15 protein-coding genes are annotated in these 14,526 nt (G+C 67.2%); 7 read left to right on the top strand and 8 right to left on the bottom strand.

Annotated features, from left to right (window positions below):
* Nucleotides 1-23 precede the first annotated feature (23 nt).
* The 5 genes from Q9R39_RS04975 to Q9R39_RS04955 all read left to right on the top strand — a co-directional run bounded on the left by Q9R39_RS04975 (nucleotide 24) and on the right by Q9R39_RS04955 (nucleotide 3,443).
* The gene (locus Q9R39_RS04975; protein ID WP_211538129.1) at nucleotides 24-1,442 is read left to right on the top strand and encodes a Fis family transcriptional regulator; all 1,419 of its coding nucleotides are present in this window, start codon (nucleotides 24-26) and stop codon (nucleotides 1,440-1,442) included.
* The gene (locus tag Q9R39_RS04970; RefSeq protein ID WP_211538127.1) at nucleotides 1,442-1,795 is read left to right on the top strand and encodes a hypothetical protein; all 354 of its coding nucleotides are present in this window, start codon (nucleotides 1,442-1,444) and stop codon (nucleotides 1,793-1,795) included. The genes Q9R39_RS04975 and Q9R39_RS04970 overlap by 1 nt, the downstream gene beginning before the upstream one ends.
* Nucleotides 1,796-1,932: 137 nt before the next feature.
* Nucleotides 1,933-2,316: a hypothetical protein gene (locus Q9R39_RS04965; protein WP_211538125.1), complete on the top strand. Its 384-nt coding sequence runs from the start codon at nucleotides 1,933-1,935 to the stop codon at nucleotides 2,314-2,316.
* A gap of 144 nt (nucleotides 2,317-2,460) precedes the next feature.
* Nucleotides 2,461-3,012, top strand: a complete 552-nt coding sequence (locus Q9R39_RS04960; RefSeq protein WP_065632781.1) for a hypothetical protein — start codon at nucleotides 2,461-2,463, stop codon at nucleotides 3,010-3,012.
* Nucleotides 3,013-3,125: 113 nt separating this feature from the next.
* Nucleotides 3,126-3,443: a hypothetical protein gene (locus Q9R39_RS04955; RefSeq protein WP_249144933.1), complete on the top strand. Its 318-nt coding sequence runs from the start codon at nucleotides 3,126-3,128 to the stop codon at nucleotides 3,441-3,443.
* A gap of 27 nt (nucleotides 3,444-3,470) precedes the next feature.
* Here Q9R39_RS04955 and Q9R39_RS04950 read toward each other — a convergent pair whose 3' ends face one another.
* The 5 genes from Q9R39_RS04950 to Q9R39_RS04930 all read right to left on the bottom strand — a co-directional run bounded on the left by Q9R39_RS04950 (nucleotide 3,471) and on the right by Q9R39_RS04930 (nucleotide 8,885).
* A complete protein-coding gene (locus Q9R39_RS04950) occupies nucleotides 3,471-3,833 on the bottom strand; it encodes a hypothetical protein (protein ID WP_311277163.1) in 363 nt (120 codons plus the stop codon).
* Between the two features lie 145 nt (nucleotides 3,834-3,978).
* Entirely contained in the window at nucleotides 3,979-5,781 is a 1,803-nt protein-coding gene (locus tag Q9R39_RS04945) for an acetyl/propionyl/methylcrotonyl-CoA carboxylase subunit alpha (protein ID WP_311277162.1), read from the bottom strand.
* Nucleotides 5,782-5,987: 206 nt separating this feature from the next.
* Complete coding sequence (locus tag Q9R39_RS04940; RefSeq protein ID WP_058252691.1) at nucleotides 5,988-7,541, bottom strand: condensation domain-containing protein; 1,554 nt, start codon at nucleotides 7,539-7,541, stop codon at nucleotides 5,988-5,990.
* Nucleotides 7,538-7,975, bottom strand: a complete 438-nt coding sequence (locus tag Q9R39_RS04935; RefSeq protein WP_058252692.1) for a SufE family protein — start codon at nucleotides 7,973-7,975, stop codon at nucleotides 7,538-7,540. The genes Q9R39_RS04940 and Q9R39_RS04935 overlap by 4 nt, the downstream gene beginning before the upstream one ends.
* A 13-nt stretch (nucleotides 7,976-7,988) precedes the next feature.
* Complete coding sequence (locus Q9R39_RS04930) at nucleotides 7,989-8,885, bottom strand: sulfurtransferase (RefSeq protein WP_055475116.1); 897 nt, start codon at nucleotides 8,883-8,885, stop codon at nucleotides 7,989-7,991.
* A 152-nt stretch (nucleotides 8,886-9,037) separates the two neighbouring features.
* Between Q9R39_RS04930 and Q9R39_RS04925 the strand changes: the two genes are divergently transcribed.
* Together Q9R39_RS04925 and Q9R39_RS04920 are read left to right on the top strand one after the other, a co-directional pair.
* Nucleotides 9,038-10,021 (top strand): metalloprotease, encoded by a 984-nt coding sequence (locus Q9R39_RS04925; protein WP_311277161.1) that lies wholly within the window; start codon nucleotides 9,038-9,040, stop codon nucleotides 10,019-10,021.
* A 127-nt stretch (nucleotides 10,022-10,148) separates the two neighbouring features.
* Nucleotides 10,149-11,498, top strand: coding sequence for an IS110 family transposase (locus Q9R39_RS04920; protein WP_311277160.1), 1,350 nt, complete (start codon nucleotides 10,149-10,151; stop codon nucleotides 11,496-11,498).
* Between the two features lie 352 nt (nucleotides 11,499-11,850).
* Here the strand turns inward: Q9R39_RS04920 and Q9R39_RS04915 are convergent, their stop codons facing one another.
* The 3 genes from Q9R39_RS04915 to Q9R39_RS04905 are packed head-to-tail and all read right to left on the bottom strand — an operon-like array spanning nucleotide 11,851 to nucleotide 14,401.
* Nucleotides 11,851-12,519, bottom strand: a complete 669-nt coding sequence (locus tag Q9R39_RS04915; RefSeq protein WP_311277159.1) for a Maf family nucleotide pyrophosphatase — start codon at nucleotides 12,517-12,519, stop codon at nucleotides 11,851-11,853.
* Between the two features lie 2 nt (nucleotides 12,520-12,521).
* Nucleotides 12,522-12,740: an acyl-CoA carboxylase subunit epsilon gene (locus Q9R39_RS04910; protein WP_171011626.1), complete on the bottom strand. Its 219-nt coding sequence runs from the start codon at nucleotides 12,738-12,740 to the stop codon at nucleotides 12,522-12,524.
* A gap of 32 nt (nucleotides 12,741-12,772) precedes the next feature.
* Complete coding sequence (locus Q9R39_RS04905; RefSeq protein ID WP_055475049.1) at nucleotides 12,773-14,401, bottom strand: acyl-CoA carboxylase subunit beta; 1,629 nt, start codon at nucleotides 14,399-14,401, stop codon at nucleotides 12,773-12,775.
* Nucleotides 14,402-14,526: the final 125 nt, after the last annotated feature.

Here is a 14,526-nt window from a genome sequence, read left to right as displayed (position 1 = left end):
CGGCCAGACCGGGAGGAGCTGAAATGACCGAACCGAAAGCACCCGCACACTTTGATGAACTGGCCGCAGCCGTCGTCATCGAAGGGGTGACACTCCGAGACAAAGACGTTGTCCGCGAAGCGCAGCGATGGACCACCGGCGAACGAGGGCCGATCGTCGAAGACCAAGCGACCCTCGTCGAGGCGGACCTCGGAGATTTCGTTGCCAAGGCGATCACCATTGGTTCTCACGCCCTGTCGGCGACCGGCGACGCCCAGGAATCGCGTGCCCTCAAGCGGATGATCACCGAACTCGGTGAGAGGGCTGCGTCGTCGACGGCAGAGGCCGCTTCGATGACCGACCGCAGCGTGAAAGCCGCGTCGGAGGCCGTCAGCAAGGCTGCCGCGGAAGCGCAGAAGAACCTTCGCGAGGCCGACGAGGCAACTCGCAAGTCACTCTCGGAGGCCATTGCACTGATGCGCCGCGAGACCGAAGCCGAACTCAAACGGCTGTTCGGAGGTACCGACCCGGAGGTCGTCGACCGCTTCGCGCCACTGCTCGAACGTTTTGCCGCGAACCTCGACAAACGAGCCGCCGAGAACACCAGCGAACTGCTCGCCAAGGCGGCCAAACAGTTCGATCCTGCCGACCCGACATCTCCCATGGCCAAGCACACCGCAGACCTCGCCAAGCGTCAGGACGCTCTGACTGCCCAACTCGCAGAACAGCACTCGGCGGTGGCCCGGCGGCTCGACGAGGTGGTCACGGCGCTGAAGGTAGCCGAGGCGAAAGCGTCGGTGAGCAAGGTGTCCCCGATCAAGGGGAGCACCTACGAGGCCGAGATCCATCAGGTTCTCCACCAGGTCGCCGCCGGCCTCGGGGATGAGTACCTCGAAACCGGTGCCGTCGTCGGCTCGGTCGTTCGCTGCAAGAAGGGCGACGGCGTGCTGGTCGTCGACGGCGGAGACGCGCGCGTCGTCGTCGAGGTGACCGACTCGAAGCGGGATCATTGGGGGGCGTACTTCGACGAAGCTGAACGAAACCGGAACGCCACTGCCGCGATCGGCCTGGTCCGGTCCGTGGAACAGAACTGCGGTGAGACGATCCGCGTGCTCGGTCGGCGTCGAATCGTGCTCGCTTTCGACCCGACTGCCGATGACCCCGACCTCATGCGTGCGGTCGTCATGCTCCTGCGGACCGCATCCCTGGCTGCGGCCACCAGGTCGGGCGCGCAGGAGATCAACACCGCGGAGGAGAAGATCACCGCCGCAGTCAAACAACTCGAAAAGATCGACGAGATCAAGAAGTCTGCCGGTGCGATCGCGAACAACGTGCGCAAGATCGAGAGCACCTGCGGGGCTGTCTACTCGGCCATCGACCGACTGCTGGCCGACGCACTGAACGCGCTGGCGGGCGTGGATTCTGACGACTCGGCAATCGCCACCGAACGCGGCGTCGCGTGATGCCGGAGCCTGTCCGACTTCCCGACGCGATGGCGCCTCCGGCCGTTGACTGTTCCGTCAACACAGGGTGGTATCCGCTTCTGGTCCGTCTCCATCGTCAACTCACCGCCGTCACCGACGATTTCACCTACGTGCAGATCAAGGAGAAGTTCGGGGTCCTGCGCTGCTACGTGAACTACGGAGACTCGGTCGACGAATTCACCCGCGGTGTCTGCGAGCTCCTGATCGACGCCAGCGTGGAGGAGTCCAGCACGATCTGCGAACTGTGTGGCCGGCGCGGACGAATCCGAACGGGCATCGCCCGCATCCGTACCGCATGCGAGTGGTGCTTCCGAGGAGTCGACATGCAGTAGGCATCCATCGGCTGTCGGGCGACCAGACGATTGCCTGGTCGGCCCTGTCAATCACGCGGGTGAATTCCGTCCGACACGCACACGTGCGCTGTGTCCGCGGCGTCACCTGGAACCATCGCTACACAAGGAGAATTGAAATGCGCAAGATCATCCGCACGGCTCTCATCGGCGCCGGAGCCATCATCCCCGCGCTCGCACTCGCGGTCCCTGCCGAGGCCGTGATCACCGACCAGTACGACCGCGTGAAGACCGTATTCTGTTCGTCCGAGCGGTACGGCAACGACGTCGAATACGACAACGGCAACCGCCACTACGATCAGCGGGTCCAGCTGTCGGAGCGGAACAACGGACTGTGGTGCGGATCGTCGAGCTTCACCGAGTACAAGGAGTACGGCCAGTACATCTCGGCAGACATCCAGAACGACAACGCGAGCTACGTGTACTGCGCGATCTGGATCAACGGGCAGATCGCTGAACGCGACGAGGACCGCTCCGAGTACGGCGCTTGGGCCATGTGCTGATCGAAGCCTGCTCGACCGGGGCGCCCTTGTCTGGACGTGTAGTCCGTCCGTACCAATTTGAGCCGCGGGCCATCCGTTGAGCGCGCTGTCCGTATCGAGCCGTGGGACGATGCCGTGTCTGTCGGTACTGAGAAAGGGTCGCACATGCGTCGGATCGTGCTGGGAATCATCGGGATCGCCGCTCTGGGTGTGATCACAGGGTGTGCGGAGGAGCAGGCGCCTGCGCCGGAGACGGTGACCGCAACCGTCACCGCCACTCAGGCCACCAGCTCCACGACCGCGGTCTCCACCGGTGCCGCCGCATACTCGTCGGGGACCAGTGCTGAAGCGAGTGCCGACGTCGATGCGATCCGGTCTGTGAAGCTGGAGTTCTACAGCGGGGACAAAGTGGGAGACAAGATGATCCAGCTCAATCGACGCGGCGGTACGAGCTTCCCGGGAGTGAGCTGGACGTCGCGGTCGGAGGACGGCGACCTCGAGTCGGATGACTGTGCGGTGGTGATCGATGTGACCGGTCCAGGCGATGTCGATGAACGGTACCGGAGCGATGAATGCAGCGGCGGGCGGACGTTCAGCCAGATGCCATCGATCACCGTACCGGGCGACTACCGGATCACGGTGTCGGTGACCCCGCCCATTGGTGGACAGCCGATCGTGGCCACCGAGACGATCAAGGTGATCGGAGTCGGACAGTGAGGTGGGACGATTCACCGGTCCGGAGGACAGACCTGCTTGATCTTGCACCGTAGATTTCGTCCAATGCGTGGAGTCTTCGATCCGCGCACTTCGCGCATCGGAAGGGATGACCAATGAGAAAACGATTGACCGCCACGATGGTTGCGAGCGCTGCGGCACTGACACTCGCGGTGGGCGGAGCAAGTGAAGCATCCGCAGCGCCGACCCAGTGCACCAAGGGTGGGGGCTTCACCTACTCAGATGCGTTGTGCAAGGGCGGAAACGGTTCGTACCAGGCATATGCGGTCTGCTTCAACACAGTCAACCCCAAGCTGTTCGGGAAGAAGTTCGTGCAGAGTTCGTGGCAGAAGGCGAGAAGCGGTAAGACGGCCCGAGTGTGGTGTCCCGCGCCGTATGCCGTCGAGAGCCGCGGCATCGGATTGAAGAACTAGGTCCACACCGTCCGCTGACTACGGACCTCAGCCGATGCCGCGCGAAAATGGTTGCCCGACAACCAGACCGAGTGCACCCTCGGCAAACCTCGAGACCGGCCCGACGGCGGTGTCGAGCGCCTCGTCGTAGCCGTCGCGTGCCTCGCCCCACAGGCGGCCCGACGAGCCGTTCGGCGTGACCCCGATCAGGGCGATGAGCTCACCGGTGGTGGGGATGCAGATCGCCCAGACGAATCGTGTCTCCGACTCCCAGTCACGCTGCGCCGCAGCGACGTACGCGGCGGGGTCGTCGACCTCGAGATGAGACAACGCCGGGACGTCGGTGATCCGCTCGTCCGCACGAAGCGCACGCAGATACCACGTCCCGGCGTTGATCTCGACTGGTTGCACAACGTCCCTTCGATGCGCTTGCGCCCACTGTTCCCTGAGGTGCGAGCGAAGCGAGCCACGAAGGGCTGGCGAGATCGTCTCACCAGGCCTTCGTGGCTCGTCGCTATCGCTCCTCGCACCTCAGGCAGCGAGGGAGCGGTGTGTCTTACTTCAGCTCGAGCAGCACCGTGCCCTGGGTGACGGCAGCACCGGCCTCGATGGTGAGGCCGGTGACGACGCCGTCCTTGTGGGCGGTGACCGGGTTCTCCATCTTCATGGCCTCGAGGACGACGACCAGATCACCGGCGGCGACCTCCTGGCCCTCCTCGACGGCGACCTTGACGACGGTGCCCTGCATCGGAGCGGCCACGGCGTCGCCGGAAACGGCTGCGCCGCCGCCCTTCTTGCGTGAACGTGCCTTCGGCTTCTTGCGGACGACGCCGTTGGCCGAGCCGCCACCGCCACCGAGGGCGAGATCGCCGGGCAGCGACACCTCGACGCGACGGCCGCCGACCTCGACGACGACGTTCTGCCGCGGGGCGGCTTCGTCCTCTTCGATGGGCTCGCCGCCGGTGTACGGCTCGATCGGGTTGTCCCAATCGGTCTCGATCCACTTGGTGTAGACGTCGAACTTCTCGCCGTCGCCGATGAAGGCGGGATTGGAGACGATGTGCCGGTGGAACGGGATGACCGTCGCCAGGCCCTCGACCTCGAACTCGGCCAGTGCACGACGCGAACGCTCCAGCGCCTGCTCGCGGGTCTCGCCGGTGACGATCAGCTTGGCCAGCATCGAGTCGAACTGGCCGCCGATGACGTCACCCTCGACGACGCCGGAGTCGACGCGGACGCCGGGGCCGGTCGGCTCCTTGTAGACCGAGATCGGACCCGGGGCGGGCAGGAAGTTGCGGCCGGCGTCCTCACCGTTGATGCGGAACTCGAAGGCGTGGCCGCGCGGGGTCGGGTCCTCGGTGATCTCCAGCTTCTCTCCGTTGGCGATGCGGAACTGCTGACGCACCAGGTCGATGCCCGCGGTCTCCTCGGTGACCGGGTGCTCCACCTGCAGGCGGGTGTTGACCTCGAGGAACGAGACCAGCCCGTCGCTGCCGACCAGGAACTCGACCGTGCCGGCGCCGTAGTAGCCGGCCTCGCGGCAGATGGCCTTGGCGGACTCGTGGATCTTGGTGCGCTGCTCGTCGGTCAGGAACGGGGCCGGGGCCTCCTCGACCAGCTTCTGGAATCGACGCTGCAGCGAGCAGTCGCGGGTGCCGGCGACGATGACGTTGCCGTGCTGGTCGGCGATGACCTGGGCCTCGACGTGGCGGGCCTTGTCGAGGTAGCGCTCGACGAAGCACTCGCCGCGACCGAACGCCGCGACGGCCTCGCGGGTGGCGGACTCGAACAGGTGCGGGATCTCCTCGATCGTGTACGCGACCTTCATGCCACGTCCACCGCCGCCGAATGCCGCCTTGATGGCGACCGGCACGCCGTGCTCCTGGGCAAAGGCGACGACCTCGTCGGCGTCCTTCACCGGATCCTTGGTGCCGGGGGCCATCGGTGCGTCGGCCTTGAGCGCGATGTGACGCGCGGTCACCTTGTCGCCGAGGTCGCGGATCGACTGCGGGGACGGACCGATCCAGATCAGCCCGGCGTCGATGACGGCCTGCGCGAAGTCGCCGTTCTCCGACAGGAAGCCGTAACCCGGGTGGATCGCGTCGGCGCCGGACTTCTTGGCCGCGTCGAGGATCTTGTCGAAGACCAGGTACGACTCCGCCGATGTCTGCCCGCCCAGTGCGAAAGCCTCGTCGGCGAGTTTGACGAACAGTGCGTTCGCGTCGGGCTCGGCGTACACCGCGACGCTCGCGATGCCTGCATCCCGGGCGGCGCGGATCACGCGGACAGCGATTTCGCCACGGTTGGCGATGAGGACCTTGCTGATTGCGGACGGAGTGTTCGCAGAGGTACTGGGCACTTGTTCTCCTGGGCCTTACTCGTACTCAGGTGCACGACGCGGTAGCGCACGCGACACGTTGGGCGGACGTCGGTCAAGTCTGGCGGCCCGCCGTCACCGGCCGGGATGCGGACGGCGAGGGCGATGCGACACCTTCGCGGTGCAGGTGTCGCGACCTTCCGGGCAATACCCTAGCCCACCGAGCAATCGTTCGGTGGAGCCCTGGGTCACAACGCCGGGGAGAATGTGCTCGCATCACCGAGGCGTCGGACCAGTTCGGCGAAAGCACGCAGGTAGGCGTGGACGGGACCACCTGTCGGGTCGATTGCCCAACCGTCTTCGGAACGGGCCTCGGCGGCGGGAAATGTGACGTTTCCCTCATGTTGTGCACCCGGGGTGTTCGCCGAGGCGGCGACGCCGAGCTCACGCAGTGGCGACTCGCGCGGGAACCGGGCGGAGTACCGCAGCCCCGACGGGGTGCGGTTGATCCAGATGTACACCTCGTCGGGCGAGTAGCTGTGACTGCGGAGGACCTTCGCACGCCCCGCGTCGGCGGCCCCGGCGCCCGGCGCATAGCGCGTGTCGATGAACGAGATGACGAACCGCGGGCCACCCTCGTGCCCGATCAGGTCGGCCACCCGCAGGAACGGCAGCGAAGCGCCCTGACGCCCGTGCTTGAGCGCGGCGGTGGATCGGACGACGGCCTGGTCGAACGTCGGGGAGTCGGACATGTCCAGACAGAAGGGAGCGACCCCGACGAACCAGCCGAGGGAGGTCAGCCAGCGGGCGTCGTCGCGCGTGTGCCGCGGCAGCACACACCGGAACTGCCGATCGCCGGTCAGTTCGTGGTGCACGACGGCGAAGGCCGCCAGCACCCCGGCGGTCAGCGTGCCGCCGGCCTCCGAGCAGATCGCGGTGAACCTGTTGGCCGTCGCGTCGTCGGCGACGACACCCCACAGCGACTCCTGGGGGAGTGCCGCGTCCGTGTCGACATCGTCGGGGGCGACATCGTCGGGGGTGCGGTGGCCGGTGGCCGGATCGGCCGTGTGCAGGCCGGGCATGTCACCGTTGCCGGCGGCCAGGAACTCCGACCACAAGCCGACGGCCGGATGATCGCGCCCGGTCTGGTCGGCGAGCCGGCGTTCCGCGGCGCTGAAGTCGACATAACTGCCGACCTCGGGCAGATTCGCGCCGCGATGCTCCCGCGCCGCCCGGTACATCGACACCAACTCCTGCTGGGCCATGATCAGCGAGTACCCGTCGACCAGCGAGTGATCGGCGGCGAAGAGGAGCGTGAACGAGCGTTCGCGTCCGACCGTCGCGAACCGGTAGGCCGGCCAGTGCAGCGGTGCGGTGGCTCGATCGAACGAGCCCGCCAGTTGCTCCACGAGCGGACCCGACTCGGCGTACCAGCCGACCCGGCCCATCTTGAGTTTCACGGTCCCCGGCGCGGTGGTCAGCCGCTGCAGGCCGGAGCCCTTGATCACGACGTGACTACGCAGCACCTCGTGCCGGTCGATCCACTGGGTCAGCACCGACCGGATGGCCGGAATCGACAGCGGCTCGTCGAACTCGATGCTCAACCCGAGCCAGGCCTCACGTCCGCCCTCGCGACGCGTGCGGACCCGGTACTCGAACGCCGCCCGCAGATGTTGCTCGTGATTGTGCGAGGTCAGACGCGAGTCGTAGTCCCAATTACCCAGTCCGCCCGGCACATACGGCGTCCACTCGACGAGACCGCCGGGCGCGATGGGTTCGTCGCGGATCTGGATGAACTTCATGCCCCGGGGGTGTCGGGCACCTGGGCGCGAACCTGCGCCTTGATGCGGCCCAGCATGCCCGCCATACCCCGCAGGCGCAGCGGACTCACGGCGCTCCCGAGTCCCAGGTCGTAATAGAAATCCGATGGCACGTCGAGGATTTCGCGCGCCGACGCGGTGTCGAGCCCCTGATGCAGGATGGCGGCGAAACCGCGGGTCGTCGGCGCCTCGCGCGGAGCGCTGAAATACAGCCGCACCGACGACGGGTCGGCGGCGTCGACGGACAGGAAGACCGGCGACTGGCACTCGGGTACCGGTTCCATCGCATCCTGCTCGAGATGCGCCGGTATGTCCGGCAATTCGCCGGCGAACTCGAGCAGGAGGGTGACCTTGTCGGAGTCGCCGAGTGCGCCGAAGTCGTCGACGATCTCGGCCAGGGCTGGAGGCAGACTCATCGTGCGGTCGGGTTCACTCGGTGCCGGGAACGGCGCCCGGCTCCTCGCCGACGGCGATCGGCACGCGCACCGCGTTGCCCCACTCGGTCCACGATCCGTCGTAGTTGCGGACCGCGGTGTGCCCCAGCAGATGTGTCAGCACGAACCAGGTGTGGCTCGACCGCTCACCGATGCGGCAGTAGGCGATCGTGGGCGTCTTCGGGTCGAGCCCGGCGTAGATCTCGTCGAGTTCGGCGCGGCTGCGGAAACGGCCGTCGGGGGCGGCGGACTTCGCCCACGGGATCGAGATGGCGGTCGGGATGTGCCCGCCGCGCAGCGCGCCCTCCTCCGGGTAGTCCGGCATGTGCGTGCGCTCGCCGGTGTACTCCTGCGGGGAACGGACGTCTACGAGGGGCTCGGTGCCCAGGGCCTCCAGGACCTGCGGCGCGAACGCGCGGATCTTGGCGTCGTCGCGCTCGACCACCGGGTAGTCCGACCGCGGGTAATCAGGGACGTCGAAGGAGGTGTCACGGTCCTCGGCCATCCAGGCGTCGCGGCCACCGTCGAGCAGGCGGACGTCCTCGTGGCCGAACAAGGTGAAGACCCACAGCGCGTAGGCGGCCCACCAGTTGCTCTTGTCGCCGTAGATCACGACGGTGTCGTCGCGTTCGATTCCCTTGCTGCGCATCAGTTCCGCGAACTGCTCGCCGTTGATGTAGTCGCGCGTGACCGGGTCGTTGAGATGAAGGTGCCAGTCGATCTTCTGAGCGGTCGGGATGTGGCCGATGTCGTAGAGCAGCACATCCTCGTCGGACTCGATGATCTTGAGTCCTTTGGCGCCGAGATGCGCCGACAGCCACTGGGTCGTCACCAGCCGCTCGGGGTGGGCGTAGTCGGCGAAGGCCGGATTCGGGTCGGTGTCAACGCTCACGGTGCTCTCCAGCTCGCTGTTCGGACGTTCCGCGTGGATCACGCGCGGACCATCTGCGGTCCCGCTGATAAAGCGTAGGGCATCGGCCGGAGCGTGCTTCGATCAGACGACAAACCCCAGGTGAAGCAGGTCCCGCCTGCTACGTTCGCCGAATGATCGATCGACGCGGGCCCCTCGCGATGCGGTGGGCGGTCGCTCTGGCCGCCGTGGTGACACTGACCGTCGGAAGCGGATGCGCACTCATCCCGTCCGAGGATTCCGGGGAGCCCCGTCCGTCGTCCGCGTCGACGAGCAGCGCACCGAGTCCGACGCCGTCGCGCTCAACGGACCCGACCGGCGACGCCGACGCGGCGCAGTGCCGGCCCGACGACTGCCCGAAGTTGCCGACGCCGACCGCGGAACTCATGACCAGCGGGGTCACCCCGTCCAACGTGGACACCGCGGTGCCCGACTACCTCACCACGCTCCTCGACGACCTCGACCAGACATGGGGTGGGTGGTTCGACGAACTGGGCTGGGGCGACCCGGCACCGGGACGGGTGCTGATCGAGTCCGGCACCTCCTTCGCCACGGAGTGCATTGCCGGCGAAGAGGATTCGAACCCGGTACCGATCCCGTCCGACGAGGCCAACGCGTTCTTCTGTGGAGTGGACACCGAACCGAACGGAGAGGGCACCCCGACCGAGGGCAGCATCGTGCTCCCGGTCGACACCTTCGCGGCCATCTGGGACGGCAACGTCTTCGGGGTGCCATCGCCGATCGTCGGCGACTTCACCGCGGCGATCGTGGTCGCGCATGAATACGGCCACAACGTCGTGTTCCGGATGGCCGAGGCGTTCGACATCCCCGACAGCCGTCTCCCGGCCGGCAAGAACAGCGAGCTCATCGCCGACTGCCTGGCCGCGAACTGGGGTGCGACCGCCTACCAGCGTGATGCGCTCGGCGCGCGGGAGATCCTTCAGGTCGCGACGCTGCTGCCGATCATCGGCGACACGGGCGGCGCCTCCGGACACGGCTCGGCGCGCGAACGTGCGGTGGCGTTGACGGTCGGACTGACCGGCCCGCAGTTCAACCGCCAGGGTCAGCCGGTCGACTGCATCGAGCGGTACTGGCCGGAATTCTTCGAGGTGGAGTGACCCTTCGTGACGCGCCCTCCGCAAGCTCCGGGCGCTCCTAGTAATAGCTGGAAGGGCTGGTAACTGGGACATCCTCCTGATGTGGTCGTAGGGGCTTGGTTATCCCAACCACAAAAGGAGGATGTCAATGTCTCAGGCTAGTCGTTTGAGTCGGGGAGACAAGCGTCGCAACGATCGGTTGACCCGGTTCCGGGGGATCGTGCGCCGCGACCACGCGGTCGTCGCGATCGATCTGGCATCGAACAAACAGGTCGTCGCGGTGGTCGATCACGACTCCCGCATCGTGGCGCGCCGCACGTTTCACTGCGCGCCACCACAGTTGGCCACCGCGATCGAGTGGAGCCGTACCGCCGCTGCTGCTGCGGGGTTTGCCGGCATCGTGATCGCGTGTGAACCGACCGGGCATCGCTGGAAAACAGTCCGAGACCTCACCGCTGCGGTCGGCGTGGACATGGTGTGCGTGCAACCGATCGCGGTGGCCCGCGCGCGGGAGACCGAAGACTTCACCCACGACAAATCCGACGACAAAGACGCCCTGCTGATCGCCCGGCTGACCACCCAACTCCACCTCTACCTACCCGAACACGCCGACGAGCAATGGAGCAGGCTACGCCACCTCGGTGTGCGCCGATCCCAGCAACTCACCCGCCGTAGCGCAGCCCAACAACAAGCCCGCGATCTGCTCGAGAGCAGCTGGCCAGAGGCGCTCGACTGCGCCGGGCAGCCGTTCAAATCGGTGACCTGGCTGGCCGCGATGGCCGTCATCGGCGCTGACCCGACACCCCTGACCGCCCAGAGCAGCCGCGACCAGGCGGTGGCGTGGCTACGGGAGCAGGTGCGCGCCGAGCTGCCCCGCTGGGGTGGGCGTCGGGTCACCACCCGCATCCTGGTCGCACTCGTCGACGCCGCCTTCGCGACCGAGACCACGATCACCGGCGAGGCTGGTGCGTTGGAACGGGCCCGCTACGCTCTCGACGATTTCGGGCACGCCCGCACCGCCTGCGAGCAGGTCGAACACCTCATGCTCGAGGTCCTCACCGGGCTGGGCCTACGCGCCCTCGCCGAGTCCATCCCGGGGGTTTCGGTGGTCTCGGTCGCGGCGATCCTCGCCGAAACCGGTGATCTGACCCGTTTCGATTCCGCCCGCGCGGTGGTCAAACACGCCGGGCTGTGCCCGCGGGGAAACTCCTCCGGCAACTACCGCGGCACCACCCGCATCAGCGGGCGTGGCCGGCCGCTGTTGCGGGTCGCGGCGTGGCGGGCGGCGTTCGCCGCGCTCACCCACAACGAGGTGTACGCCGCCCGTTACCGGCACCTGACCAGCCGAGAAACCAACCAGCTCAACCCCAACCAGGCCCGAGTAGCGATCGCTGCCGCCCTGCTGCGGCAACTGTTCGTCGTCATCACCACCGCCACGCCGTGGAACCCCGACATCGCTGCCGGCCGTACCCGCCCCGCCGAAAGGACCGCCGCCTGACCCCTCACACCCTCCGGCCGGGACAAGCTCGCTGCTCCTTGGGCACACAAACCCGACCCTGAGCCTGAGCAGTCCCCACCCGGCGCGAACCAAGCTCGAATGAAGGCTGTTGGGTACCAACCCGTTTGAACGCTAGGTAGAGCCCGCGCCCGGCACGACCCCGGCCCGCTCGAACCCACCCACACACCCATCCCGACAGGCCACCGGCCGCCGGGCCACACCCCCACGCCCACACCCATCACAGGACCCCATTGACACAAACCCTCATAGGCTGCTCAGGGAGCGGAGGGGGTTGATGCGCTCACCGCAAGGAGCCGGGCCGGGCGGTCGCGCCTCAGGGAGCGGGTCGTCGTCAGTGGCGCCAGAAGTCGGTGACCGAGAGCCCGACGTCGGCCAGGAGGGTGCGGACCAGCGGCAGGCCGATACCGATGACCGACGACGGGTCGCCCTCGATACGCTCGACCAGCCAGCCACCCAGACCGTCGAGGGTGAATGCGCCGGCCACCTGCAGGGGTTCACCGCTGGCGACATACCGCTCGATGACGTGGTCGTCGGCGGCGGCGAAATGGATCGTGGTGGAGCTCGTCCCGCCGGCGGTCGTGGGCCGGTCGAGGCGGATCAGGTGATGGCCGGTCAGCAGGTCCGCGCTACGACCGCGCATCTCCGACCACTGCTCGACGGCGCGTTCGGGGGTGTGCGGTTTGCCGAGCAGCCGGCCGCCTAGATGGAGCATCGAGTCGCAGCCGATGACGGCCACGGGGGTGCCGGACCCGGCGAGTTCGGCGATCTCCGGAAGTGCCGCAACGGCTTCCGCCTTCGCGCGGGCGAGTTCGGCGACCACCACATCGGCCGGTGTGGAATCGGGGAGCGCGGCGAGGAGCGCATCCTCGTCGACATCCGACACCCGCACGACCGGCTCGACGCCTGCCGCCCGAAGGATGCGGAGCCGGGCAGGGGAGGCCGAACCGAGTACGAAGATCGGGCCGGGAGTACCCGGCCCGATCTCGGATTCGGATGTCATCGTCAGTAACGCAGGTTGGTGAAGCTTCCCGGGCCGCCCCACTGCGGACGCAGCCGGTCGATCGGGTGGCCCCAGTCGTTCCGGGTCTCGGGCTCGGCCGAACCGCCGCCCGAACCGGCACCGGCGAGGACGGTCACCAGCACGGCGAGGTCCTCGTCGGTCGGATTGCCGCCGACGACCGTCAGGAACGGACGCTCGGACTTCGTGGAGTCTTCGCTCACGGGATTCTCGCTCTCGGAACTGACCGCTGGTGTCACAGGGGGATGTTGCCGTGCTTCTTCGGCGGCAGGTTGACCATCTTGCGCTCGAGCAGCTTGAGCGCGGTGGCGATCTGACCGCGGGTGTGGCTCGGCGGGATCACCGCGTCCACGTATCCGCGGGCGGCCGCGACATACGGGTTGACGAGGGTGTCCTCGTACTCCTCCTGCAGCTGCAGACGCAGTGCGTCGACGTCCTCGCCCTTGGCGGCCGCGTCCTTGAGCTGGCTGCGATACACGAACCCGACCGCACCCGAGGCGCCCATGACGGCGATCTGGGCGGTGGGCCACGCCAGGTTCACGTCGGCACCCATGTGCTTGGAGCCCATGACGTCGTACGCGCCGCCGTAGGCCTTCCGGGTGATGACGGTGATCTTGCCGACCGTCGCCTCGCCGTAGGCGTAGAGCAGCTTCGCACCGCGACGGATGATGCCGCGGTACTCCTGATCGGTGCCGGGAAGGAAGCCCGGGACGTCGACCAGGGTGACGATGGGGATGTTGAAGGCGTCGCAGGTGCGCACGAACCGGGCGGCCTTCTCCGAGGCGTCGATGTCGAGGCAGCCGGCGAACTGCGTCGGCTGGTTGGCGACGATGCCGACGCTGCGGCCGTCCACCCGGCCGTAGCCGATGATGATGTTCGTCGCGTACTCGGCCTGCACCTCGAGGAACTCGTCGTCGTCGAGGATGCGACGGATGACCTCGTGCATGTCATAGGGTTGGTTCGGCGAATCCGGGATCAGGGTGTCGAGCTCGAGGTCTTCTTCGGTGAGGGTGTCCTCGATGGAACCGGCGGCCGGCTGCGCGACGGGCAGACGCGGGGCATCGGCGCGGTTGTTGCTCGGCAGGTAGCTCAGGAGTTCCTTGACGTACTCCAGGGCGTCCTCTTCGTCGGAGGCGACGTAGTGCGCGGTGCCCGACTTCGACATGTGCGTGTGGGCGCCGCCGAGCTCCTCCATCGTCACCTCTTCACCGGTGACCGTCTTGATGACGTCCGGACCGGTGATGAACATCTGGCTGGTCTGGTCGACCATGACCACGAAGTCGGTGAGCGCGGGGGAGTACACGTGACCACCGGCCGCGGCGCCCATGATCAGCGAGATCTGCGGGATGACACCGGAAGCACGCACGTTGCGGTGGAAGATCTCGCCGTAGAGGCCGAGCGAGACCACGCCCTCCTGGATGCGGGCGCCGGCGCCGTCGTTGATGCCGATCAGGGGGCGACCGGTCTTGATCGCGAGGTCCATGACCTTGACGATCTTCTCGCCGTAGACCTCGCCGAGGCTGCCGCCGAAGACGGTGGAATCCTGCGAGAAGACGCAGACCTCGCGACCGTCGATGGTGCCGTAACCCGAGACGACGCCGTCACCGAGCGGGCGGCGCTCGGCGAGTCCGAAGTTGGTGCTGCGGTGCCGGGCGAGGGCGTCGAGTTCGACGAAGGACCCCTCGTCGAGCAGGTGGGTGATCCGTTCCCGCGCGGTGAGCTTGCCCTTGGCGTGGGTCTTCTCGACGGCGGCCTCACCCACCGGATGCTTGGTCTCCTCGAGACGATTGCGCAGATCGGCGAGCTTTCCCGCCGTCGTGTGGATGTCGGGAGCGGCGGCGTCGTCGCGCGAAGCAGTGGTCATGACTGACGATGCTAACTACCCGAGTGTGAGCCACGTCAACCGGATCAACGTGAGATATCCCTCAGGTTTACGAGCGATCGGTCGGTGGGCTGGCGGGTCGACCGTGAAACCGGTGGTATCCGTTC

Origin of the sequence: Gordonia sp. AC31 (assembly GCF_031844505.1) — a bacterium.
Lineage (GTDB): Bacteria > Actinomycetota > Actinomycetes > Mycobacteriales > Mycobacteriaceae > Gordonia > Gordonia hongkongensis.
Note: the sequence above shows the minus strand (reverse complement) of the source record. Positions and strands in the feature narration are given on the sequence as shown.

Bases quoted from the DNA above. Each gene is read 5' to 3' on its own strand.
- Q9R39_RS04975 (WP_211538129.1), top strand. From the start codon at position 24: ATGACCGAACCGAAAGCACCCGCACACTTTGATGAACTGGCCGCAGCC.
- Q9R39_RS04970 (WP_211538127.1), top strand. From the start codon at position 1,442: ATGCCGGAGCCTGTCCGACTTCCCGACGCGATGGCGCCTCCGGCCGTT.
- Q9R39_RS04965 (WP_211538125.1), top strand. From the start codon at position 1,933: ATGCGCAAGATCATCCGCACGGCTCTCATCGGCGCCGGAGCCATCATC.
- Q9R39_RS04960 (WP_065632781.1), top strand. From the start codon at position 2,461: ATGCGTCGGATCGTGCTGGGAATCATCGGGATCGCCGCTCTGGGTGTG.
- Q9R39_RS04955 (WP_249144933.1), top strand. From the start codon at position 3,126: ATGAGAAAACGATTGACCGCCACGATGGTTGCGAGCGCTGCGGCACTG.
- Q9R39_RS04940 (WP_058252691.1), bottom strand. From the start codon at position 7,541: ATGAAGTTCATCCAGATCCGCGACGAACCCATCGCGCCCGGCGGTCTC.
- Q9R39_RS04935 (WP_058252692.1), bottom strand. From the start codon at position 7,975: ATGAGTCTGCCTCCAGCCCTGGCCGAGATCGTCGACGACTTCGGCGCA.
- Q9R39_RS04925 (WP_311277161.1), top strand. From the start codon at position 9,038: ATGATCGATCGACGCGGGCCCCTCGCGATGCGGTGGGCGGTCGCTCTG.
- Q9R39_RS04920 (WP_311277160.1), top strand. From the start codon at position 10,149: ATGTCTCAGGCTAGTCGTTTGAGTCGGGGAGACAAGCGTCGCAACGAT.
- Q9R39_RS04915 (WP_311277159.1), bottom strand. From the start codon at position 12,519: ATGACATCCGAATCCGAGATCGGGCCGGGTACTCCCGGCCCGATCTTC.
- Q9R39_RS04905 (WP_055475049.1), bottom strand. From the start codon at position 14,401: ATGACCACTGCTTCGCGCGACGACGCCGCCGCTCCCGACATCCACACG.